The sequence below is a fragment of the Kitasatospora sp. NPDC024654 genome (genome assembly GCF_055559155.1).
Genome location: NZ_JBVHLF010000033.1, coordinates 19,190 through 39,546, shown reverse-complemented (window position 1 = coordinate 39,546; position 20,357 = coordinate 19,190). Strand labels below are relative to the sequence as shown.

General features: G+C 69.5%; 20 protein-coding genes and 2 pseudogenes. 9 read left to right on the top strand and 13 right to left on the bottom strand.

What is annotated here, in order from left to right:
• The first annotated feature begins 82 nt into the window (after window positions 1-82).
• The 3 genes from ACZ38L_RS20490 (at window position 83) to ACZ38L_RS20480 (ending at window position 2,083) form a co-directional block, all read left to right on the top strand.
• A complete protein-coding gene (locus tag ACZ38L_RS20490; RefSeq protein WP_465695303.1) occupies window positions 83-457 on the top strand; it encodes a cupin domain-containing protein in 375 nt (124 codons plus the stop codon).
• A gap of 76 nt (window positions 458-533) precedes the next feature.
• Window positions 534-1,121 (top strand): nuclear transport factor 2 family protein, encoded by a 588-nt coding sequence (locus ACZ38L_RS20485; protein ID WP_465695300.1) that lies wholly within the window; start codon window positions 534-536, stop codon window positions 1,119-1,121.
• 656 nt (window positions 1,122-1,777) lie between these two features.
• Entirely contained in the window at window positions 1,778-2,083 is a 306-nt protein-coding gene (locus tag ACZ38L_RS20480) for a hypothetical protein (RefSeq protein ID WP_465695298.1), read from the top strand.
• 179 nt (window positions 2,084-2,262) lie between these two features.
• Here the strand turns inward: ACZ38L_RS20480 and ACZ38L_RS20475 are convergent, their stop codons facing one another.
• On the bottom strand, window positions 2,263-3,237 hold the full coding sequence (locus ACZ38L_RS20475; protein ID WP_465695294.1) for a GlxA family transcriptional regulator: 975 nt from the start codon (window positions 3,235-3,237) through the stop codon (window positions 2,263-2,265).
• A gap of 43 nt (window positions 3,238-3,280) precedes the next feature.
• Here ACZ38L_RS20475 and ACZ38L_RS20470 point away from each other — a divergent pair, with 43 nt between their 5' ends.
• Both ACZ38L_RS20470 and uppS read left to right on the top strand, forming a co-directional pair.
• Window positions 3,281-4,315, top strand: coding sequence for an alpha/beta hydrolase (locus tag ACZ38L_RS20470; RefSeq protein WP_465695291.1), 1,035 nt, complete (start codon window positions 3,281-3,283; stop codon window positions 4,313-4,315).
• A 729-nt stretch (window positions 4,316-5,044) separates the two neighbouring features.
• Window positions 5,045-6,661: a polyprenyl diphosphate synthase gene (gene uppS, locus ACZ38L_RS20465; RefSeq protein WP_465695287.1), complete on the top strand. Its 1,617-nt coding sequence runs from the start codon at window positions 5,045-5,047 to the stop codon at window positions 6,659-6,661.
• A 20-nt stretch (window positions 6,662-6,681) separates the two neighbouring features.
• Here uppS and ACZ38L_RS20460 read toward each other — a convergent pair whose 3' ends face one another.
• Window positions 6,682-7,311, bottom strand: a complete 630-nt coding sequence (locus tag ACZ38L_RS20460; protein WP_465695285.1) for a hypothetical protein — start codon at window positions 7,309-7,311, stop codon at window positions 6,682-6,684.
• 479 nt (window positions 7,312-7,790) lie between these two features.
• Window positions 7,791-8,384 (bottom strand): choice-of-anchor C family protein, encoded by a 594-nt coding sequence (locus ACZ38L_RS20455; protein WP_465695281.1) that lies wholly within the window; start codon window positions 8,382-8,384, stop codon window positions 7,791-7,793.
• A gap of 282 nt (window positions 8,385-8,666) precedes the next feature.
• Here ACZ38L_RS20455 and ACZ38L_RS20450 point away from each other — a divergent pair.
• A pseudogene (locus ACZ38L_RS20450) lies at window positions 8,667-9,032 on the top strand (hypothetical protein); the annotation flags it as partial.
• A 53-nt stretch (window positions 9,033-9,085) separates the two neighbouring features.
• Here the strand turns inward: ACZ38L_RS20450 and ACZ38L_RS20445 are convergent.
• From ACZ38L_RS20445 to ACZ38L_RS20420, 6 genes and pseudogenes are all read right to left on the bottom strand, one after another.
• A pseudogene (locus ACZ38L_RS20445) lies at window positions 9,086-9,331 on the bottom strand (beta family protein); the annotation flags it as partial.
• A gap of 329 nt (window positions 9,332-9,660) precedes the next feature.
• Window positions 9,661-10,197 (bottom strand): hypothetical protein, encoded by a 537-nt coding sequence (locus ACZ38L_RS20440; protein ID WP_465695278.1) that lies wholly within the window; start codon window positions 10,195-10,197, stop codon window positions 9,661-9,663.
• 481 nt (window positions 10,198-10,678) lie between these two features.
• Entirely contained in the window at window positions 10,679-11,653 is a 975-nt protein-coding gene (locus tag ACZ38L_RS20435; RefSeq protein WP_465695274.1) for an AI-2E family transporter, read from the bottom strand.
• Window positions 11,654-11,954: 301 nt separating this feature from the next.
• Complete coding sequence (locus tag ACZ38L_RS20430; RefSeq protein ID WP_465695270.1) at window positions 11,955-12,161, bottom strand: hypothetical protein; 207 nt, start codon at window positions 12,159-12,161, stop codon at window positions 11,955-11,957.
• 215 nt (window positions 12,162-12,376) lie between these two features.
• Window positions 12,377-12,532, bottom strand: coding sequence for a DUF6131 family protein (locus ACZ38L_RS20425; protein WP_465695265.1), 156 nt, complete (start codon window positions 12,530-12,532; stop codon window positions 12,377-12,379).
• Window positions 12,533-12,688: 156 nt separating this feature from the next.
• The gene (locus ACZ38L_RS20420) at window positions 12,689-13,384 is read right to left on the bottom strand and encodes a TetR/AcrR family transcriptional regulator (RefSeq protein ID WP_465695261.1); all 696 of its coding nucleotides are present in this window, start codon (window positions 13,382-13,384) and stop codon (window positions 12,689-12,691) included.
• A gap of 244 nt (window positions 13,385-13,628) precedes the next feature.
• On the opposite strand from ACZ38L_RS20420, the gene ACZ38L_RS20415 reads away from it, so the two are divergent.
• Complete coding sequence (locus ACZ38L_RS20415; protein WP_465695258.1) at window positions 13,629-14,564, top strand: ATP-dependent DNA ligase; 936 nt, start codon at window positions 13,629-13,631, stop codon at window positions 14,562-14,564.
• 159 nt (window positions 14,565-14,723) lie between these two features.
• Complete coding sequence (locus tag ACZ38L_RS20410) at window positions 14,724-14,945, top strand: hypothetical protein (protein WP_465695255.1); 222 nt, start codon at window positions 14,724-14,726, stop codon at window positions 14,943-14,945.
• An 842-nt stretch (window positions 14,946-15,787) separates the two neighbouring features.
• Here ACZ38L_RS20410 and ACZ38L_RS20405 read toward each other — a convergent pair.
• From ACZ38L_RS20405 to ACZ38L_RS20390, 4 genes are all read right to left on the bottom strand, one after another.
• On the bottom strand, window positions 15,788-15,991 hold the full coding sequence (locus ACZ38L_RS20405) for a cold-shock protein (RefSeq protein ID WP_465695251.1): 204 nt from the start codon (window positions 15,989-15,991) through the stop codon (window positions 15,788-15,790).
• Between the two features lie 921 nt (window positions 15,992-16,912).
• Window positions 16,913-17,233 carry a DUF4236 domain-containing protein gene (locus ACZ38L_RS20400; RefSeq protein WP_465695425.1) on the bottom strand — a complete coding sequence of 107 codons (321 nt, stop codon included), beginning with the start codon at window positions 17,231-17,233 and terminating at the stop codon, window positions 16,913-16,915.
• Between the two features lie 369 nt (window positions 17,234-17,602).
• Complete coding sequence (locus ACZ38L_RS20395) at window positions 17,603-18,205, bottom strand: superoxide dismutase (RefSeq protein ID WP_465695249.1); 603 nt, start codon at window positions 18,203-18,205, stop codon at window positions 17,603-17,605.
• Window positions 18,206-18,439: 234 nt separating this feature from the next.
• Window positions 18,440-18,844 carry a Fur family transcriptional regulator gene (locus ACZ38L_RS20390; RefSeq protein WP_465695421.1) on the bottom strand — a complete coding sequence of 135 codons (405 nt, stop codon included), beginning with the start codon at window positions 18,842-18,844 and terminating at the stop codon, window positions 18,440-18,442.
• A 252-nt stretch (window positions 18,845-19,096) separates the two neighbouring features.
• On the opposite strand from ACZ38L_RS20390, the gene nicT reads away from it, so the two are divergent.
• Window positions 19,097-20,170, top strand: a complete 1,074-nt coding sequence (gene nicT / locus ACZ38L_RS20385) for a Nickel transporter NicT (protein ID WP_465695418.1) — start codon at window positions 19,097-19,099, stop codon at window positions 20,168-20,170.
• The last annotated feature ends 187 nt before the right edge of the window (window positions 20,171-20,357 follow it).

Below are 20,357 nucleotides of genomic sequence, written 5' to 3'. Positions count from 1 at the left end.
GGTCAACCCAGTTGACTTGTCTTCGTGTGCAACCTACCGTGAAGTGGTCAAGCGAATTGACCATATCGCCTGGAGAAGTGCCATGCCCTTGTCCACCCTCGTTGATGCACCGGTCTTCGACCGCGACGGCTTCACCTTCCGTCCGCTGGCCGTGACCTCCCGAGGAAGCGCCGAACTTGCCGTCTCGTCACCGGAGTTGGCACCGGGCGCGCGGAACGAGCCGCACCACGTGGACCGCGAAGAGGTCTTCGTCGTCCTCGACGGGCAGGTGTCGGCCAGCGTGGCGGGCGAGGAGGTGTTCGCCGGGCCGGGCGACGCCGTCATCGTTCCCGCCCACGCTGTCCTGCGGCTCCGCAACGCCTCCACGCAGGCCTCCGCGGCGATCACGGCGGTGACCTCGGCCGGCATGAAGGCGACCGTCGGCGGCGTCACCGTCCCGCCGCCCTGGGCCCAGTGAACCGATCGTCCACGGAGGGAGCACCGCCGCGAGTCCATCCAGCCGCGGCGAGCCCGCCCAGCAGAAAGGTCCGCTCATGGACGACGTCACCGAGGTGGCACAGCTGATCCTGCACGAGCGCCGAGGCCGCGATCGGGGCTGGTGGCAGGACATGGCGGAGTGCCTGGCGGCCGATGCGGCCATCCGCCTCAGCTGGTTTCGCGGCAACGGCGCCGACTTCGTCGCCGCGTCGCGGGAGATGGCCGCCCGCGGCGACAGCGCGACCCACAGTCTGGGCCCACCCGTCGTGGACGTCCTCGGGACCAGGGCCGTGGCGGAGGTGCCCGCCGTCATCCACCTGCGCAGCGCGCTCAATGGCGTGGAGGTGGACCTCGCCTCACACACACGGCTCCTGTACCGCGCCGAGCGGCGCACGGGCCGCTGGGTGATCGTCTCCTTGGACCCCGTCTACGAGCGCGACAACCTGCTCCCGAGCGTCCCGGGCACACACCTGGAGATCGCCCCGGAAGCCCTGGCCCGGGCACGGCCCTCCTACCGGATGCTCACCCACCTGCTCAACGCCAGAGGCTACGCCGTCGCGGACGACCTCTACGGTGACGACCGCCCCGCGCAGGTGCACCGGCTCTACCGGTCCCTCTTCGACTGGCTCGGCCCCAAGAGCTGAGCCACTGTCCGCCCGGGGGTGTGTCGAGCTGCTTCCTGTTCACCTTCGGGCGGCCGTGGATGTTGTGCTGCTTGACCTCTGAGTGCATCGCCTACGGCCGAGTTCGGCAAGTGACCCGAGCTGCGTGCGGCCGCCATGGACCGTCGCCGCTTTCCGTCCGCCAGTGTCCTGGGGGTGCGGCCAAGGGCCTGCTCTCCACCGACAGCCGGCCCGGCCGGCACCACGACCAGTCGGCGGAGTCGGCGCAGCAGGGGCTCCAGGACCTCCGGTGCCAGCTCCCGTCAGCGCGCCCACCGGCACCTCAACTCAACGGGGCGCAGCAGCCAGGCCCGGGTTCAACTGGCGCACCTTCCGCGTCGACCGCCTCACCATTCCGTCGCCCACCGGCCACCGCGTCACCCCGCGCGAACTGCCCGGCAACGACCCGTCTGCCAGGAGCCGCTCCTACCGGCTCCCGCTCACCTCCGCGACGACGTCCGCTTGGTGCAGAAGCTGCTCAGGCCGCAGCTTCTTCCGAACGGCACAGGGCGCTGCCCTGGCCGAGAACCTCATCCGCCCTGGTGGGAGACACCGTGTGAAGGTGCACAGGTGCCGACCTCGTCGGTCGGTTGGGCGCTCTGGCGGAGCCGGCGAGCTCAGCGGCATGATGATCGACCGTGTTGCTGCGACTGGCGCGCCTGACCATGACGAACGCGTTCGCGATACTTCGACTGCTGTCGATGAGCGACCGTGAGGAGGACGTGGAGATCCTGGCCGCGCGTCATCAGATCACCGTGCTGGAACGGAAGTTGAGCGGAGAGTGGGTCCGCTTCGAACCAAGCGACCGGGCGTTCCCGGCCGCACCGTTGCAGGGGCTGCCGGCGCGGGTGCCGCACCGGATGCGGTTGCCGGCGCGGCCCGAGACCGTGCTGCGCCGGCACCGCGGCTGGCCGCCCACTGCCACGCCGCCCGGTCTCAGCTGAGACGCTGCCGACAAAACACCTCGCAGGTCGGCGAGGCCCGTGTGCCCTCGGCGGGTGCACCAGCCCAGGCCGTGCCCGAGGCCATGCGGGAGATGAAACGGGTGCTGGATGGTGAGCTGCGTGGCGTGTACGAGGACCGGTTCATCTCTCGGAAATGGAGGGCGACCAGCCAGTCTCGGTCAGGACCAGGGTTCTGTGAGGGTGGTGCCGGTTGAGCGGAATGCCTTCCGGTAGGCGGAAGGGCTGGTCCCCAGGGTGATCCGCATGTGTTGCCGCAGGTTCGTGCCGCCTCCCAGGCCGGTTTTGGCGGCGATGTCATCCACCGGCAGGTCTGTCGATTCCAGCAGGTGGCGAGCGTGTTTCAACCGGGCGGAGGTGAGCCATTCAGCCGGGGAGAGGCCTGTCTCCTGCCTGAACCGCCTGGTGAACGTCCGCACGCTCAGGTGGCAGTGTGCTGCGAGGTCTTTGAGGGACAGTCGCCTGTCCAGGTGCTCCGTCATCAGGGTTCGGGCCCTGGCCGTCGACGTCCCCGCGTCCTCCGGGACCGGGAGGTCGATGTACTGGGCCTGTCCCCCTTCCCTCATGGGCGCGACGACGTTGTACCGGGCCACTTGATTCGCCACAGAGCTGCCGTGGTCTTCCCGGATCAGGTGCAGGCACAGGTCGATGGCTGCCGCGCCACCGGCGGAGGTCAGGACCCCGCGATCGGCGACGTAGAGCGGATGGGTGTCGAGGCTGACCGTCGGGAAGAGCCGCGTGAACTGATCCGCGTAGCGCCAGTGCGTCGCAGCCCTGTGACCCTCCAGCAATCCGGCAGCCGCGAGAACGAACGCCCCGGTGCACAGGGACACCATCCGAGCCCGACGCCGAGCCGCCCGCAACGCCTCCGCGATACAGGAGTCCACCACACCGTCGTCGAGCAGCTTCGGCGAGCGGGTGCCCGCAACGATCACGGTGTCGGCGTGCTCCAGCAGGGAGAGGTCCCCTTGGGGAGTGACGCCGAATCCGTTCACCGTCGGCACCGCGGAGCCGTCCGGCGTGACGGTCTGCACGTCGTACGCCGCGCCCCCCGCGCGGGAGGCAACCGTGGCAAGCATCTGGGCGGGAATGCTGAGGTCGAACGCGACCACCGGTGCGATGGCGAGAACCGTCACCCGATGAGGAGCTGCAACAGTCATGGCCCGATACTTGCACATAATGGCTCTCGGGCCACTTCTTTCGTACTCGGAGACCGGAGAAGCTGATGACGTTTCCTTTTCCGCACTCCCACACACGAAAGGTGGCGGCCCGGTCATGCCCGTCCCCCCTGTCGATTCCGAGATCCAGTCGCTGCTCGAAACTTCCGACGCAGGAGCTTTCCCCTTCTACGACCTGGATTCCGTCCTTGCCGCATCCGAGCTGTACCTGCCTCTGCGGGAGCACCCCGATACACCCGTCGACGACCGTGTGAAGGTTCGGAACCTGTTCATCCAGGGGCCCGGAGGACAACTGCGTCTGCGCGTCTACCGACCCGACACGGACGACGATCTGCCGGCCATCCTCTACCTGCACGGCGGTGCCTTCACCTACGGTTCTCCTGAGGCCGAGGAGGAGCACGCCCTGCGGTACGCCCGGGACGCCGAAGCCGTCGTCGTCTCCGTCGACTACCGCCTTGCGCCTGAGCACCCCTACCCGGCCGCGGCCGATGACGCCTACGCGGCTCTGACCTGGCTGGCCGGGCACGCGGCGCAGGTCGGCGGCGACCCGGAACGCATCGCCGTCGTAGGAGGAAGCGCCGGCGGCAACATCGCAGCCTCAACCGTCCTGCGCGCCCGCGATCTCGGAGGACCGGATGTGACCTTCCAGCTCCTGATCTACCCGGCCGTGGACAGCAGCATGACCAGTGCCTCGATGCGTGAATCCACCGATACACCGGTCCTCAACCGGGGCGCGGTGGAGCTGGCCTGGCGCCACTACGCCGAAGGCCACGACCGCGCACCCTACGCGTCCCCGCTTCAGGCCGCCGACCTCAGCGGGCTGCCCCCCGCGCTCGTCGTCGTGGCAGAGGTCGACCCGCTGCGCGATGAAGGCCGCCGCTACGCCGAGCGTCTCAGCGCCGCTGGAGTCACCACCGAGCTCATCCAGGCCCCGGGGGCCGTGCACGGGTTCGACCTGCTGTTCCCGAAGGCCCGGGTCAGCGAGCGCAACCTGGCGGACCAGGTGCGGGCCCTTCGCGAAGCACTCCATCCGTAACTGGGCACTTCTTCGCTGGTGACGGCAGAGGCCGCCACCGGGGACCCTGGTGACGGCGGTAGGAGACCGCCGCTTTCGGCAAGAGTGCGACGCTGGCGAGGTTCGCCAGGCTGCGCTTCACGTGTGCCCACAGATACTCGACTGGGTTCACCGGAAACTCGGCGCTCGCGGCGGCCGGCCACCGTGCTTCGCCCGGCCGACCACCGCGAGCGCCACGCAGTCGAGTGCGGGATCAACCGCCTCAGGAGGCGCCGCGCCGCCGCCACGTGGTGTGACAGGCTAGCGGTCCGCTACGAGGCAACCGTCCTCGCAGCAGCCATCAACGAGTGGCCGTGACTCACAGCCGTCACGCGGAGGGCTCCACGTTCCACGCCTCGGGCGGAGCGTGGTCAGCGCGCACGGCGGCACCGAAGGCGTCAACACCACCAGAAAACTGATCGAGCGCCAGATGTACGGCCGATCCGGCTTCCGCCTCCTGCGCCACCGCATCCTGCTCAACTGATCGGCAAGAGCCGCTCGTGATAGAGCCTCATCGAGATCGCGGGCCAGGGCGCGGACGACCTGGTCACTCCTGCAATCGATCTCTCACGGGATCGACACCGGTCGGCCGGCGGCTCGTTGGTGACGGTGGGGCCCCTGCCGTGGGTTGGTGAGGAGGTGTCGCCGCCCGCCGCAATGCCGGGGCTGCGGGTCTCGTGCCGGCAGCGTGGTCGAAGGTGAGGTCCAGAAGTGTTGGAGAACGAGGCGGCGTTCTGCAGTTCGCCCGAACTGCGTGTGTCCTACGAGCTGTGCGCGGCTGAGGTCGGGCAGTTCCTGGCACCGATGTCGACGGCAACAGAGATGCTGCCCGCCGCGATCCGCCCCCACTTCCAGGCCGTGCACGGCTTCACCGTGCGGACCGACCGCATCGCCGACGAGGGAGCACAGGCCGATCGCGAGAAGCGGATCGCCCGATGGCGCTCCGACACCCTGGAGGAACTCCGCTCCGGTCGCAGTGAGCACCCGTTGCGGCGGGCGTTCGTGGACACGGTGTGGCGGCGGGATCTGGACCGTGCGGTGATCGAGGAGTTTCTCGACGCCGTTCAGGCCGACTGCGTCTGCCCGCCCGTGTTCGAGACGTTCGCGGATCAGCGGCGCTATCTGCGGGGAATCGCGGGGACGACCGCCGAGATGTGGGCTGCGCTGCTGGGCGCGAGGGGGCCGGAGGTCTCGTCGCTGTTCTCCGTGCTGGGCGAGGTGTGTCAGCTGGTCGACATCTTCGAGGATCTGCCGGTCGACCTCGCCGCCGGCCGGTGCTACCTGCCGCGCGAGGACATGCGCGGGCTGGGGCTGGAGGTCGGCGACCTCCAGTGTGGCGAGCCGCGGGAGGCGCTGGACGAGTTGCTGGGCGTCCAGCTCGGCCGCTGGCGTGGCCTGCTGGAGCAGGCGGTGCCGGTGACCGGGATGGTGGGTCCCGAGTACCAACCGTTCCTGCACAGCCTGCTCCTGGGGACGCAGTTGCAGTTCGACGAGGTCACGCTCCAACAGGGCCGGGTCTTCGTCGACGGCGTCGAGCCGCTGACGTCGACCGGTGTGGCGCGCCGCCGTCCGGCAGGGCCGGACGTGGGTGCGGTACCGGGCCATGTCGCGGTGATCATGGACGGTAATCGGCGGTGGGCCACGCTGCGGGGCCTGCCGGCCGCCCAGGGCCATCACGCGGGCGAGCGGGCCGCGCTGCGCCTGGTCAACGCCGCCCTGCGGCTGGGAGTGCGGCACCTGAGCATCTACGCGTTCTCCACCGAGAACTGGGACCGTTCCCAGGAGGAACTGGCCGCCCTGTTCGACACCCTGGCCGACGGGATCGCCCAAGGCGCCCAGTGGCTGCACGAACTCGGCGTGCGGGTGCGCTGGTGCGGGCGGCGCGACCGCATCGAGCCCTCGCTCGCCTCCGCCCTGGCGCTGGTGGAGAGCATGACGTCGAACAACGACGTGCTGTCGCTGACCCTCTGCGTCGACTACGGCGGACGCGATGAACTGGCCGCCGCCGCCCGCGCGCTGGCCGCCGAGGCGGTCGCGGGGAGGATCCGGCCCGAGGACATCGGCCCCGCCGACCTGGCCCGGAACCTGTACGTCCCCGGCCTGCCCGACATCGATCTGCTGATCCGCACCTCCGGCGAGCAGCGGATCAGCAACTTCCTGCCCTGGCACCTCGGCTACGCCGAACTGGTCTTCGATCCGACCCCCTGGCCCGACTTCGGCTTGGCACAGTTGCGGGAGGCCGTCACGGCGTACGCTGGCCGCCAGCGCCGCTTCGGCGGCGACCTTCCCGCCCCCGCCCGCCCGATGGAGCCGGCCCAGCCCTCTTGAGCCCGGGGCCGACCCTCACATCACGGCTTCGGCGGGGTGTACACGCCCTCCGCACTCACGTACGCCAACACCGTGTCAGCGGCGAACGCGGGCGCCCCGAAGGTGGCGGTGTACACCTCCAACATCTCGGGGGTGGCACGCAGCGGCACCTCGCTGAGCTGGACCTTCAACGGCTGACCCACCGGCACGCTGTCGGCGGTCAGCAGACCCTCGGCCAGACCGCACCGGACCACCGAGTGGTGCCCGACGTCGACGCCGTTGACCACGCACTTCCCAGACGCCACCCCGTCCTGCAGGACGCTCTCCAAGTCGACCAGCCGGAAGGTGCCGCTCGGCGTACGCACCGCGACCCCGCCATCGAGGACGCCGTCGCCCTGGGCCTTGGGGAGGCTCGTCAGCGAGGGATCGCCCGTACCCGCCCGCACGGGGAACCGCACCGCCGAGCCACGGGAGTCCTCGACCAGCTGAGCCGGAGCCACGGCCTCGACCACGGCCCCGAACCGATCCAGCAGCGCCTGGGCCTGCGCAGTCCAGCGGACCTCGACCCAGCCGTCGGAGACCGTGCCCCACTTGCCGTCGGCGGTGGCACCGGACGCCGTCCCCGTGAACTGGGCCAGCAAAGGGGCGGCCAAGGCCGCGCTCAGAACCATTCGTCGCGTCGTGCTCATCGGTGTGTGCACCACCCTTCCTCAGGCCGCAGGACACGGCCCTATGAAGATCATCTGGCCGCCGGGATACCCGGGCGGCAGAACACGCTGGGAAATGCCCGGGGGGACAGACCACTCAGCCAGGGGGATGTGTCAACCGCTTCGGTGTGTTCCTCGCCACCGGTCGGCCACCCGATCTACCTGGGTGTCCGACCGGCACGGCGAGCATCCCTCCATCAGGGTCTCGCCCCGGTTTGGTCTTGAGCGACGGCGAGCCCCTGGACCAGCGGCTCGGCGCCAGCTTTGCCCTGGCCAGGGGGTCCTGTTCGTGGTCGCTGGACGACTCGGCGACAAGCCCGCTGCGGCCTCGTCCGACTCGTGCCGCGACGCGCCCGACCGGGCCCCGGCCGCCGCGGGGCGAACCGGCTGGGCGAACGTGGTCTCGCACCCCTTGATCCCGCCCAGCCCGCGTGCCGAGTCTGTCAGCCGTTGCCGCAGGTCGGGCAGGGCGCGCAGCGCTCGATCCGGACGTCGTCGACGACCGGCCCGTACGGGCTGTTCGGCGTCGTGCTGGCGAAGGCGATGGTGGTCGCGGAGTTGGTGGCCTGGAAGGTGAACTGCCGGTTGACGTATCCCATGTTCGTGAACGTCTTGCCGGTGACGTCGAAGGAGAAGTCCTGGAAGTCCTGCCCGTCGATGAGGGCCTGACCGGTCTTGAGGGTCGGGGCACCCGCGGGGTTGCCGGCCAGGGCGTAGGTGACGGTGTAGGTCGCGCCCGGGACGGTGGTGAAGGTCTGGGCCACCGCGCCGGGATCGGCGCCGTTGAGGTCGACGGACTGGTCTCCTTCCGCCGCCTGCCAGAAGCCGGCGCCGATCAGGTCGACGGTCCCCGCGGTGACCTGCCACGGTCCGATGGCCTGCCCTGCGGACAGTTCAGCGAAGCTGCCGGCTGTCGCCCTCGGGTACTCGAAGCTGCCATCGTCGAAGCGGCTGACGGTCTGCGCCGAGGCCGTGGCGCCGGCACCGGCGAGCAGGACAGAGGTGGCGGCGATGGCACAGGCGCGCATGGCAAACATGGATTTCCCTCCCGAACGGCTGGCATCACACCGAAGTGATGTGTCCACGAATAAGATAGGTAGATATGAGGTCGAGAAAAAGACTCTGAAATAAAGACGTATAATCACATCTAATACTCTGATCTCGGACTCCCTGGACCCTCCCGAGCTCTTCCCGAGCTCCCCTGTACTGTTCGGAAACTCATCGTTGCTGCTCAGAGTGGGCCTGGCGCGTTGCGACGGCCTGATGGAACCCTGTCCGGACGGTCGTCTCATTGGTGTACCGGGTGACGCGGAAGCCGCTCGGACGACGCCCGAGCCGACCTCGTCCACCGGGCACTGACCGTCACCGACCCTGACATCAGTCAGCGCACCGCGCACGCCATCGCCCTCTACCGTGGTCGCGGCGCGTCCGTCGAGGAGAAGCGCTCCGCAGTCATCGCCCTGGCGGGCATCCTCGAGGAGCGACGTGACCTGATCCGCTCCGAACTCGGCAAGCCCGACGACGGCGCACTGTTCCAGATCGCCGACAAGTTCGAGATCCGTCACCGCGACGCCTCCCAACAGGAGGACTACGACCCGGCGTTCGTCGACTGGATCTTCTGGTGGTACCTGTCCACGGTCGAACTCACCACCACACTTGCCGAACGCCAACAGGTCCGCGGCTGAGCAGCGCGGCCATGGCCGCGTTGTCGCCGGCCCCTGTGGTGCCGGCAGCACGGTCAGGGCCTGCCCCGCTCGGCGATGGATCGGGTGACGGCGGCGAGGTGGTGGGAGGTCTCCCAGGCGCGCCGCTGGCTGGGGCCGCCGGGACCGTCCGCGAGACCAACGGCTCGGATACGGATTTCATCGTCTCCCCAGGACAGGTCGGTGTGACTGTCGCGCCCGACATCGGCCCGGGTGAGTTGGCGGCACAGCCGGAGGGTGTCGACGCCTGCCGTGCCGACGGCTCGCACGACGCGCCAGTGGCGGCCGCTGGTGCAGCGCGGGTTGGCCGGTGCGGCTCACACGCGGGCGGGGACCGGCGGGTCGGGGTGGGTGACGTGACGCCAGGGCAGTGTGCGTGCCCAGGTCAGGACCTCGAGTGCTCGTGGGACGAGGGCGGTGACCGTGTCGGTGTCGGGGAGGTAGCCGGCGTCGAGGAGAAGGTCGGTGTCCTGCGGCTTGAGGCACTGACCAGACGGAAGGTGTGGATGCCGAAGCCTTCCATCACCGTCGGGCCCACGGCGCGTGCAGCCAGCGGGCAAGCATCGCGCGCGGCTTGATGTGGGAGCGCCACCGTTGTCCGGGGTCGCCGTCACTGGTGGTTCGTCGTCCCGGGGGAGCGGGTCGGGCCGTCGTGGTGACCGAGGACGTCGGCGCTGACCGCCTGGTGCCAGCCGTTCAGCAGATGGGCCTGGTCGCGGGCTCGTTCCGCGAGGCGCTCAAGGGCCTGCGGGTCCAGCCGTGGCTCGTCGGCGGCGATGGCGCGCAGTGCCCGCCACAGAGCCGCTTTGCCCTCCACCCCGGTCCGCATCGCCTCCAGCTCGAGCAGGTCGCTGAGCGGGGAGCGATGGAACAGCGTGCCGTTGGGCTTGAGCCGCGCGGCGCGCTCACCCGCGACGCCGAGCCAGGTCCGCCAGTGGCGCACGGGCACACCCAGGCGCTGCATGACGCGTATCAACTCGTCGCGGTCCTGGGCCACGTCGTCGGCCAGGCGGCGCAGCTCGGCGCTACGGCGGCCGTCGGGGTGCGTGTCGGCCATGCGGCGGGCGAGTGCCGCGCCGCCGAAAGCCCCGGTGAGGTGATCGTTGAGGTAGGAGGGCAACGGCTCGGCCAGCTGTTGGGGAGACATCGGGTCCTCCAGGGGTTCTGTGCCGTACACCGGGCCGGACGTGTCTCCTCCATCGTGCGCTTCTCCGCCGGTGTGTGCATGGGTGCGACGGCATCGTCGGCCACACCGGTTTCCGGCCCGTGTCCGTGCTGGCGGCGCGAGTGCGCGGTCTCGCACGGGCTGCCGCGCCGGTGGCATGCTCGCAGCACTGTTGCCGACGGCGATGCGGAGGTGACGCGGGAGTGGAAGCGGTTCATGGCCGGGTGGTCGGCGTGCTGAGGGCCGCGGGTCGCCCGGAGCGCCTGCGCGTGAGGCCCGCGGACGGGCGGCGCCTCGTGACGTCTGAGCTGAGCGACGAGCAGAGCCGCGTTGTCAGGAGGGCGGGTACGTCGATCCACCCCATGCCACGAGACCCCTTGTGCCTCTGGCAGACGGCGACGGCGACGCGGACGTTGGTGCGGGCCGGCCGTGCTGCGTGGGGTCGCCGAGTCGATCGAGTTGCTCAGCACCGCTCGATCCACGGGAACACCACCTCGTCGAGGACCAGGCCGACCGCGGCCGCCGTAGGCACCGCCACCAGCGCGCCGACGATTCCCAGCAGCGCACCGCCGACCACCACGGCCAGGATGGTGACCAGCGGGTGGACCGCGACGGCGTACTTCATCGCCCGCGGCATGATCAGGTAATCCTCGGCGATCCGGAAGCCCACGTAGAACGCCGCAGTGGCAAGGGCCACCGGAAACGACACCGACAGCGCCACCAGGGACACCACGATGCCACCGATGGTGGATCCCACGACCGGTATCAGATCCATCAGGGCTACGAAGAGGCCGAGCACCACCGGGTAGGGAACTCCCCAGGCTTCCAGCCATACGAAGGTGGCGAGGCCCGCGATCCCCGAGGTGGCGAGATTGGCGAGCATGAAGCGTCCGGTGCTCGTCAGCACCTCGTCGACCAGCGCGGTCACACGCCGACGACGACTGCGCGGCACGAAGCGGTGGCCGAAGCTCTTGATCGCGGGCAGTCCGGCGAGGAAGTACACGGTGAGTACGCACACCAGGGCCACGGCGGTGAGGGTGGTCAGCAGCAGCCGCCCCGCGCCCAGCGCCCCGTTCAGCACGGCCGTGGCGCTGCCGCCGCTGACCAGGCGCTTCACCCGCTCAATCAGGTGGAACCGGTCCTCCAGCCGTCCGAGGGTGGACTGGTGGTCATGCAACTGCTGCAGCCAACCCGGCACCGCCCGGGCCAGCGCGCCGGCCTCCTCGGTCACCGGCGGAACGATGAGCGCCACGAAGCCGGCGACCAGAGCGAGCAGGAGGACCACCACGGTGACCACGGCCCACCCGCGCCGCAGTCCTCTGCGAATCAGCCAGGAGATGACCGATTCGAGGCTGATGGCGATGAACAACGCCAACAAGGTCAGGATCAGGACCTCACTGATCCGCAGCACCTCCCGCACCAGCAGATAAGCCAGCACCCCACCCAGACCCAGACCGAACCCGGCAGCGAACCACGAGCGCGGCGGCGTCCTGCCGGCTGCGGGCTGTCCGCCGCGCCCGGGGCGCGATCGGCCCTGGCTCCTCAACGGTTCTCTCATGGGCACGGTGAGCGGCTGCCCGATCCTGAGGAAGACAATCCCGACTCGTCTTCCCGCACGTGCGCCCACGACATATCGAGCACGGTCTCCCCGGCTGATGGACGCGGGCAGCCCTCATCACCGGCCCTGCGCGGTGCCGCGCCTTGTGGTGATCGAGCCCGTAGCGGGTGGGGACGCCTTTTCAGGGAGCGGTTTCGGATTGCCAGACGATGCGTTGGACGGATGCGACGGAGATCCAGGTTTCCTCCGAACCGTCGCCCGGCCGCAGTCGCACCCATCGGCCGGTGACGCGGACCTGGCCGGTCAGATGCGAGACGGCGCTGTCGGGGCCGGAGACCTCGCCTTTGCGACTGTAGACGGTGGCCGTCGCCCAACGCTGCTTTGCCATGAATCCAGCGTCGCGCACGTAGCCCTGCGGTGCACGGTCGGCAGTCGGGGCGTCCGGGCCCGGCCCAGCCAGTTGGATTCAGGGCTGCTCTTGCCATCACGCCACGTTGACGAGCGCCCCGCACCCAGGCCGACGCGCGGCACGCGGAGCGCCGAGCATCGGCCTGGGTGTGGACGGCGTTGTTGTGAAACCTTGGGGGCGTCGATGGCCGATGTCTACCAGTAGTGGCGGCGGCCGGCGACCTCGTGGCCGGCTGCGCCCATGACCCACAGGGCGAGGCCGATGAGGGCCAGGACGATGCCGATGGTCCACAGGATGGAAATGCCGGCGACGAATCCGATGACGAGGAGGATGACTCCGAGGACGATCATGGTGATCTCCGTTTCTGCTCCCCCGTTGACGTGGTCCTCCGCCGATGCGGAGCGAATGCTGCACCTTCCCTGTTGTCGTGTCTTCGGTCTGGGGATCGCGACATCCGTTCCGATCGCGATCGACGATGTTCGCTCCCGCCGTCTGGCACGTGTGCGCTACGCGGGTGTGGTGGTCAGGCCGGTGAGGAGGATGTCGAGGCCGCGTTCGAGTTCGGCGGCGCCGTCGTAGGAGGCGAGGACGGTGGCGAGGCCGCGCAGGAGGGGGAATTCGCCGATCGGCAGCCGGTGCAGGCCCAGGCGCAGCAGGTCGTCGGTCTCGTCGGGGTTGTCGACGAGTTCCTGCAGTTCGTTGACCACGTGGCCGTGGAGCAGTCCGAACAGGGCGCGGTAGATGTGCAGGGCGTCGGCGCCGGTGAAGCCGGCTCGGGTGAGCAGGGTGAGGATGGCTTCGAGTGGGCGCAGGGTGCCGCGGGGGCGTAGGGCGAGTGGGGTGGCCAGTGGGCGGGTGACCAGGAGCGGTACGACGTTGGGGTGGGCCAGGGCGAGTCGGCGGTAGTGGCGGGCGACGTCGCGTAGTTGGGCGGCCCAGTCGGGGTCGGTGGGGTCGACGGTGAGCTCATTGAGGACGGTTTCGGCGACACCGTCGAGCAGGGCCGCCTTGTTCGGTGCGTAGCGGTAGAGGCTCATCGGGTCATGGCCCAGCGCGCGTGCCAGGCGGCGCATGGACAGCTTCTCGATGCCCTCGCGGTCGATGATCTCCAGCGCGCAGGCCAGCATCCGTTCCCGGCTGAGCCTCGCGCTCGGCGGCGGACGGCTGTCCTCGACGGTCGGGCCGACTGGGGGATGGACCATGTCGGCACCTTCTCTCGCTGTGTGTGAGCACCGGTGGCCATAAAGTTCGTAGACCTACGGCGTAGACACCAGTGTAGTCCGGGAGCTCACCGAGCACTACGAAGGACCGAGCCGGCCCGCGCGGATCGTCGTCGATGTCTGGGAGCCGGATGGTCAGGGGCGACCGGAGGGCCACGGAGGCTGGCCCCCGTAGATCGATCGACGCCCAGTGGTGCGCCCTGGGCCCGGCTGATAGGACGGCAATGTGATCCCGTTCCAGCTGCCCGTGGAGGTGGCGCTCTCCGCGCCGGTGACCGAGCTGCCCATCGGGCCGGGCTGGGCGTTCGAGCCGAAAATCGACGGGTGGCGCTGCATCGCCCACACGGGCGCGGGCCGGCTGTGGTCGAGGCAGAGCACCGAGCTGACCATGGCGTTCTTGGACGTGGCCGCCGCGACGCAACGCCTACCCGAGGCCGTCCTCGACGGCGAACTGGTCGCACTCGACGCTGACGGCGAGATCGCGTTCTCCCGGCTCCAGACCCGCAGTAGCCGCGGGCCGCGGGCCGGCGAGGACTGGACCGCCCATTTCGCCGCGTTCGACCTGCTGGCGACCAGCGGCATCGACTGGCGAGGCAGGCCCTACTCCGAGCGCAGAGCCGAGCTGCTGCGTGTCCTCGACGGCGGCCCGCCGCAGATCCGGGCTCTGCCCAGCAGCGGTGACCGGCAGCTCGCCTACTCGTGGCCCGGCGCGCTCGGCGGCGGAATTGAGGGCGCGGTCGCGAAGAAGCTCGACTCGGCGTACAGATCGGGCCGGGCGAGCGGCTGGGTGAAATGGCGGCAGCGCCATACGGTCGACGCGGCCATCGTCGGCGTGACCCGCTGCGCACCGGCGCACCAGGCCCTTGTCGTCGCCCGGCCCGATACCCACGGCTGGCTGCGTCCGGTCGGTGTCACACTGCCGATCGGGCCCGCGCTCCGGGCGGAGATCGCACCGCTGCTGCGCCCGGCCGGGCCCGCGCAGGAGCTGCCCGGGAATGTCGGCGGGCTGCCTGGCGCGGATCCGATCCCGTACCTGCCCGTCGAGCCGTCCGTGGTGGTGGAGCTTGAGGCGGACCAGGCGAGCTCGACCGAATTTGGTCGCTACCGCCATAGGCCACGGGCCGTCAGGATCCGTACCGACCTGACCACCGACGACCTGTAGGTACTCACTCGTAGTAGCTCAGTAGCGCCGCATGTCGGCGTCCGGAGGGTCCCGGGAGTCCGGTGCAGACGCACATGCGTTGGTCCACAAAGGTGAGCCGACCCAGCGGGAATGGGCAGCCTCGACCGGCCCCCGGAAGCCCAGTGTTACGTTCCGGCCATGACTGCCGTCAACGCGATGGAGCTACTCGAACGGATTCGCAAGGCCCGGGACTGGGCCGAAAGCGAACACCGGCGGTTCGACACAATGGCCAACGACGGCAGCGTCGAGGGGGGACTGCCCCCACTGTTTCTTGCAGCGGCACACCTGGTGGTCCGGTGCGCGCTGGACGAGATCCTGGAACCCGGATCGAACTCGGCGGCCGAGCCCGACGGCCGCTGAGTCGCCATCAAAGAGGCACACCATAGACGACACGTACGCGCACTGGGCCATGCGAGCGGCTGCCACCTTCGGGGTCGTAGCCGCCGCGGCGGGGGGCGTGGGCCGCGATGCGCCGTCGCAGCAGCGGCCGGCGCGAGAGCCGCCCGGGCCGGATTGAGGCACGCCCTGGGGCAGCGCCGCTGACAGCCCCTGGCCCCGAGGTGCAGTCCCATCAGCCGCTACCGGCGCCGGCCGCGGGTAACCATGATCAGGGCCGACAAAGCCGTCGATGACCCCTGAGCCAACACCGCCCCAGGTGCAGGATTCCCCGTCATAGCACAGGGTGATGGCATGAGCGCGATCGTACACATGTCAATCGCGGGCCCCCTGCCAGTGGCCCAGCTGGTTGCCGACACAGTTGCCCAGTCGTTCAGGCTGACCTCCGTCCCGGGACCTGGAACGGCCAGAGACTACGTCTCCCCGTCGACTGAGACGACCCGCACACGGTGGCAGATCGACACCTCGGCACCAGTCCCGGGCGCAGCCAAGCAGCTTGCCCGCGCGGGGCGGGGCACGGGCTCGGTGAAGGTGGAGCTGGGAGGGCATCCCGGCGCGGTGGCGAAGGTCGCGGCGTTGATCCGCACCCGTTTCAGAGCCGGCCCACCGGTCGGGCCGACGGGCGCCTTCGAGGTCTGGCCGGAGGATCCACCGAACGGCGCCTGACCGCGCGCCGGGCTACTGCAATCGGAGTACGGCGACGCCGGCCTGCCCACAGATGCCCCGGTAGGTCGAGCCTGGGGCGGCCGCACGACAAGGTGCCCCGCACACGGTTCCGTGCAGGGCACCCGCCTGTGCGCTGAAGGTCAGACAGGCCGGATGTGCTCGGCCTGCGGGCCCTTCTGACCCTGCACGACATCGAACGACACCTTCTGGCCTTCCTGCAGTTCGCGGAAGCCCTGCGCGTCGATGTTCGAGTAGTGGGCGAACACGTCAGCGCCGCCGCCGTCCTGCTCGATGAAGCCGAAGCCCTTCTCGGCGTTGAACCACTTCACGGTTCCGGTAGCCATTGCCTGTCTCCTGTTCGGGGCGGTTGCCGGGCCGGCACGATTGCGGGCCCGCGCGGAGGTGATCGCCAAGGTCCGGAGAGGGTATGCGCTGGACAGCGAAAACGCCCGCGGCTACCACCGCGGGCGAACGACTTCGGAACCACGACTGCTGTCATCGACGCTACACCCGGTTCGACCCCAGGGCGAGGTGGCCACGCAGGCCGTGTCCATAGGCTGTGGGTGCCCGGATCCCAAGGGGAATCCGGGCATCGTGCCGGGCGGCCACCTCTGACGGCGAAGTGTACGGACCTCGGGTGGCGGGCCTTGGCTTGGGCTTGAACAATCGGGTCATGGCGGACCTTGAGGGCCCCGGCACAGTGCATCTGGCCCACGGGGCGGGCTACGTCAGTCCCGGTGTTGCGCTCAGCGAGTCGGTCGAGGGCAGTATCCGCATCGACGACCGCGGATGGGTGCACGTCGTCCAGGGAGACGGGTCTCGGGTGTCGTTCCCACCGCATGCTGTGGAACGCGTCAACTGGGGCGAGCCCACTGAGCGTTTTCAGTGATGCGGCTCCAGGGTGAGGACCGCCTCGGCCACTGACGTCAGCCAGTTCGGGCCGCAGCGGGCGACGGAGGGTCCGCCAGCGCCTGACGTGCCACGCCCCGTTCGGCATCGACATCCTCAGCCGCTATATCGTCGGCCACACCATCGAGCTGACCGAAACAGCCGAGCAGGCAGAGGAGTTGATCCGCGAGAACATCGCGCGCAACGGCAGCACCCCGAGTGCGCGCACACCGATCGGGGCACCTCGATGACCTGCAGGAAAGTCTCCCGGTCGCTGATCGGTCTCGGCGTCACCAGGAGTCACGCGCGCCCCAGGGCCTCCGACGACAACCCCTGGCAGCGAGGCCCCAGTTCAAGACCAGCAAGTACCTGGCCCGTCATCCCGCGCGCTTCGACTCCCCGCCCGATGCCCACGGACGGTTCGACGCCTTCAACTCGTACTCCAACCACGAGCACAGACTTGAAATCGTCCGGAGGGGGCGCGACGGTGGCCGAGCTGCGTACGCCGCCAGGCGGCCCGCCCAGCCTCGGTTTGGAGGACGGCGCTTGGTAGCAGCGGCCACGCGCTCCACGCGTACATAGGTGCCTCGAGGCCCGGTAGCAACTCTGAAGCTCGGCACGCCGCTGGAAACGCCGATCCCGGGCTGTGACAAGCTGCAGCGGAACGGACCGGCTGTGAGGCTCTTTCGAAGATAGATGCCCCGTGCCGCGCATGCCGGTGGTCCTGGCCAGCCGACCGCCTGCTGACCCGATCGTTTTCCAGGCCCAGTCTGTTGTCACAGTGCCGCGTTCCGACATTCAGGTGGGGCCGGTACCGCGAGATCGGCAGTCAGCCAGGAACTCCGCAGTTCATCTCGCCCAACCGTCCGCCCACAACCACGCTGACGTGGGGTCGATGCGCGCCCGCATCGCGTCGGCCGATAGACGGGGCGACATCCCGCCGGCGGCAGCCAGGCGACCTCGTCTGACGCGTAGCGGCGGGGCGGCAGTTGCACGTGGGGCCTGGTGCTGCCGGTGACTGCGGCGAGCCTTCGCGGGGAGGCTCGGCTCGCCACAGCCGCGCCGGGTCAGGCGTTCTTGGCTGCCGCGAAGCGGGTGGCGACGTCCTGCCAGTTGACGACGTCCCACAGGCGGGTGACGTAGTCGGGGCGGACGTTCTTGTACTGCAGGTAGTAGGCGTGCTCCCAGGCGTCGAAGGCGAGCAGCGGGGTGGTGCCCTGGCCGACGTTGCCGTGGTGGTCGTAGACCTGCTCGACGATCAGGCGCTTGCCGAGCGGTTCCCAGGAGAGGATGCCCCAGCCGGAGCCCTGGACGCCGGTGGTGGCGGTGGTGAGCTGCTTCTTGAAGGCGTCGAAGGAGCCGAAGTGCTCGGTGATGGCGTCGCCGAGGGCGCCGTCGGGGCGGTCGCCGCCCTCCGGGGAGAGGTTCTGCCAGAAGAGCGAGTGCAGGACGTGGCCGGAGAGGTTGAAGGCCAGCGTCTTCTGCAGGCCGACCAGGCCGCCGAGCTGGTCCTTGTCCCGGGCCTCGGCCAACTGCTCCAGGGTCAGGTTGGCACCATTGACGTAGGCCTGGTGGTGCTTGGAGTGGTGCAGCTCCAGGATCTCCGCCGACATGGCGCGCTCGAGTGCGGAGTAGTCGTACGGCAGGTCGGGAAGCGTGTAGGTGCCCATCAGGACACGGCCCCTTTCAGGCGTGGATGATCGTGCCGGCAAACACACTATTGCGCATGGCTTGCAATAGCCACAGTAGTGCTACAGCATGTCTGACGCGGGGTCGGCCCGTCAGCCAATCGGAAGCACTCCCCCTGCGGGCGCGCCTCCCTTCCTGACGATCGTCTTCCCAACCGGCGCCCGCCGGGACGCAGGCCGACCCCGCACCAGATCCGGTCTCATGGTGGACGGCAGTCAGACCAGCCGGCAGGTGGGGCACAGCCCGCTGAAGACCAGGGACTCCACGCGGTAGACCGTGGCCTTCACGGCCGCCGCCAGGACCTGCGCCGCCTGGGACCCGGGGATCTCCTCGATCGCGCCGCAGCGGCTGCACACCGCATGGTGGTGGTCGCCCGCCAGGCCGTAACTGGCTTCCCCGCTTCGCCCGGGCACCGCGTGCACGATGCCGAGCCCCGTCAGCTTCTCCACCGTGCGGTAGACGGTGGAGATATTCAGCTTGCCGCCGGCCTCGACCAGCAGGCGGTGGATCTCCCCCACGCTCAGATGGCCCGCATGGTCGGCCAGCACTCCCATCACCTGGATCCTGGGGGCGGTGCAGCGCGCCCCGTGCTCCCGCAGCCTCTCCCGGCACCTCTCCACCGCGAAGGCCGCATCCCTCCCGGCAAGCCGCTCGCTCCCCACCCGAACGCCGTCCACCGCGCCTCCCGCGCTCCCGGTGCGCCCCCGGCGACGCGCACTCGTTATTGCCAGTATGTTGCAACTGCTAGTTCAAGGCGTCTAGGTTGTGCGGTCGTCACCGTGAGTAGAGGAAGAAGGACGCCCATGACCACCGCGCCCATAGCCCCCGCCCCGGAGCCCGGCAGAGGCGGCTGGCGCCGCGCCGCGGCCTCCATGACCCGCCGGGAGTGGACCAACCTGGCCGGGATGGCCGGGTTCATCATCGCCCTGCACGTCGTCGGCTGGTTCACCCTGGTGGCGATCGTCGCCCCGCAGCACCTGAGCCTGGGCGCCAAGAGCTTCGGCATCGGCATCGGTGTCACCGCCTACACCCTGGGCATGCGCCACGCCTTCGACGCCGACCACATCGCCGCGATCGACAACACCACCCGCAAGCTGATGCACGAGGGCAAGCGGCCGCTGTCGGTCGGCTTCTGGTTCTCCCTGGGCCACTCCACCATCGTCTTCGGGCTGGCCTTCCTGCTCGCGCTCGGCGTGAAGTCCCTGGCCGGCCCGGTGCAGGACGACAACTCCCAGCTGCACGACGTCACCGGGCTGATCGGCACCACCGTCTCCGGCACGTTCCTCTACATCATCGCCGCCATCAACATCGTCATCCTGGTGGGCATCTGGAAGGTCTTCCGCGAGATGCGCTCCGGCCACTTCGACGAGGCCGCCCTGGAGGAACAGTTGAACAACCGCGGTTTCATGAACCGGCTGCTGGGCCGGGTCATGAAGTCCATCACCAAGCCGTGGCAGATGTACCCGGTCGGTGTCCTGTTCGGCCTCGGCTTCGACACCGCCACCGAGGTCGCCCTGCTGGTGCTGGCCGGCACCGGTGCGGCCTCCGGCCTGCCCTGGTACGCCATCCTCTGCCTGCCCGTCCTCTTCGCGGCCGGGATGAGCCTGCTGGACACCATCGACGGGTCGTTCATGAACTTCGCCTACGGGTGGGCGTTCTCCAAGCCGGTCCGCAAGGTCTACTACAACCTCACCATCACCGGCCTGTCCGTGGCCGTCGCCTTCATCATCGGCACCGTCGAGCTGCTCGGCCTGCTCGCGCAGCAGCTCAACTGGCAGGGTGCCTTCTGGGACTGGGTCCAGGGCATCGACATCAACATGCTCGGCTTCGTCATCGTCGGCCTCTTCTTCGCCACCTGGATCATCGCCCTGGTGGTCTGGAAGGTCGGCCGCATCGAGGAGAAGTGGTCCGCCAACATCCGCCCCGGCGAGGACACCACAGCCTGACCGCGCTCGCCGGCTTCGCGGCCCCCGGCCCCTGATCACCACCAGGGACCGGGGGCCGCGCGCCTTCTCGCGCGCGGTGACCACGTCACGGCTGTAACCGGCGGAGCTGGCACCCCATGACTGAGTCGACCGTCGCCGCCCGGCTCCATCCCGGCCCCGGGGTCATCCCGCCGGTCCGGGGGCTGCG

Coding starts and splice junctions, on each gene's coding strand:
- ACZ38L_RS20430 (WP_465695270.1), bottom strand. CDS start 12,161: ATGGCAAAGCAGCGTTGGGCGACGGCCACCGTCTACAGTCGCAAAGGC.
- ACZ38L_RS20440 (WP_465695278.1), bottom strand. CDS start 10,197: ATGTCTCCCCAACAGCTGGCCGAGCCGTTGCCCTCCTACCTCAACGAT.
- ACZ38L_RS20395 (WP_465695249.1), bottom strand. CDS start 18,205: ATGGGCACCTACACGCTTCCCGACCTGCCGTACGACTACTCCGCACTC.
- nicT (WP_465695418.1), top strand. CDS start 19,097: ATGACCCGCCGGGAGTGGACCAACCTGGCCGGGATGGCCGGGTTCATC.
- ACZ38L_RS20425 (WP_465695265.1), bottom strand. CDS start 12,532: ATGATCGTCCTCGGAGTCATCCTCCTCGTCATCGGATTCGTCGCCGGC.
- ACZ38L_RS20420 (WP_465695261.1), bottom strand. CDS start 13,384: ATGGTCCATCCCCCAGTCGGCCCGACCGTCGAGGACAGCCGTCCGCCG.
- ACZ38L_RS20460 (WP_465695285.1), bottom strand. CDS start 7,311: ATGGTTCTGAGCGCGGCCTTGGCCGCCCCTTTGCTGGCCCAGTTCACG.
- ACZ38L_RS20485 (WP_465695300.1), top strand. CDS start 534: ATGGACGACGTCACCGAGGTGGCACAGCTGATCCTGCACGAGCGCCGA.
- ACZ38L_RS20490 (WP_465695303.1), top strand. CDS start 83: ATGCCCTTGTCCACCCTCGTTGATGCACCGGTCTTCGACCGCGACGGC.
- ACZ38L_RS20455 (WP_465695281.1), bottom strand. CDS start 8,384: ATGTTTGCCATGCGCGCCTGTGCCATCGCCGCCACCTCTGTCCTGCTC.
- ACZ38L_RS20470 (WP_465695291.1), top strand. CDS start 3,281: ATGGCTCTCGGGCCACTTCTTTCGTACTCGGAGACCGGAGAAGCTGAT.
- ACZ38L_RS20410 (WP_465695255.1), top strand. CDS start 14,724: ATGACTGCCGTCAACGCGATGGAGCTACTCGAACGGATTCGCAAGGCC.
- ACZ38L_RS20405 (WP_465695251.1), bottom strand. CDS start 15,991: ATGGCTACCGGAACCGTGAAGTGGTTCAACGCCGAGAAGGGCTTCGGC.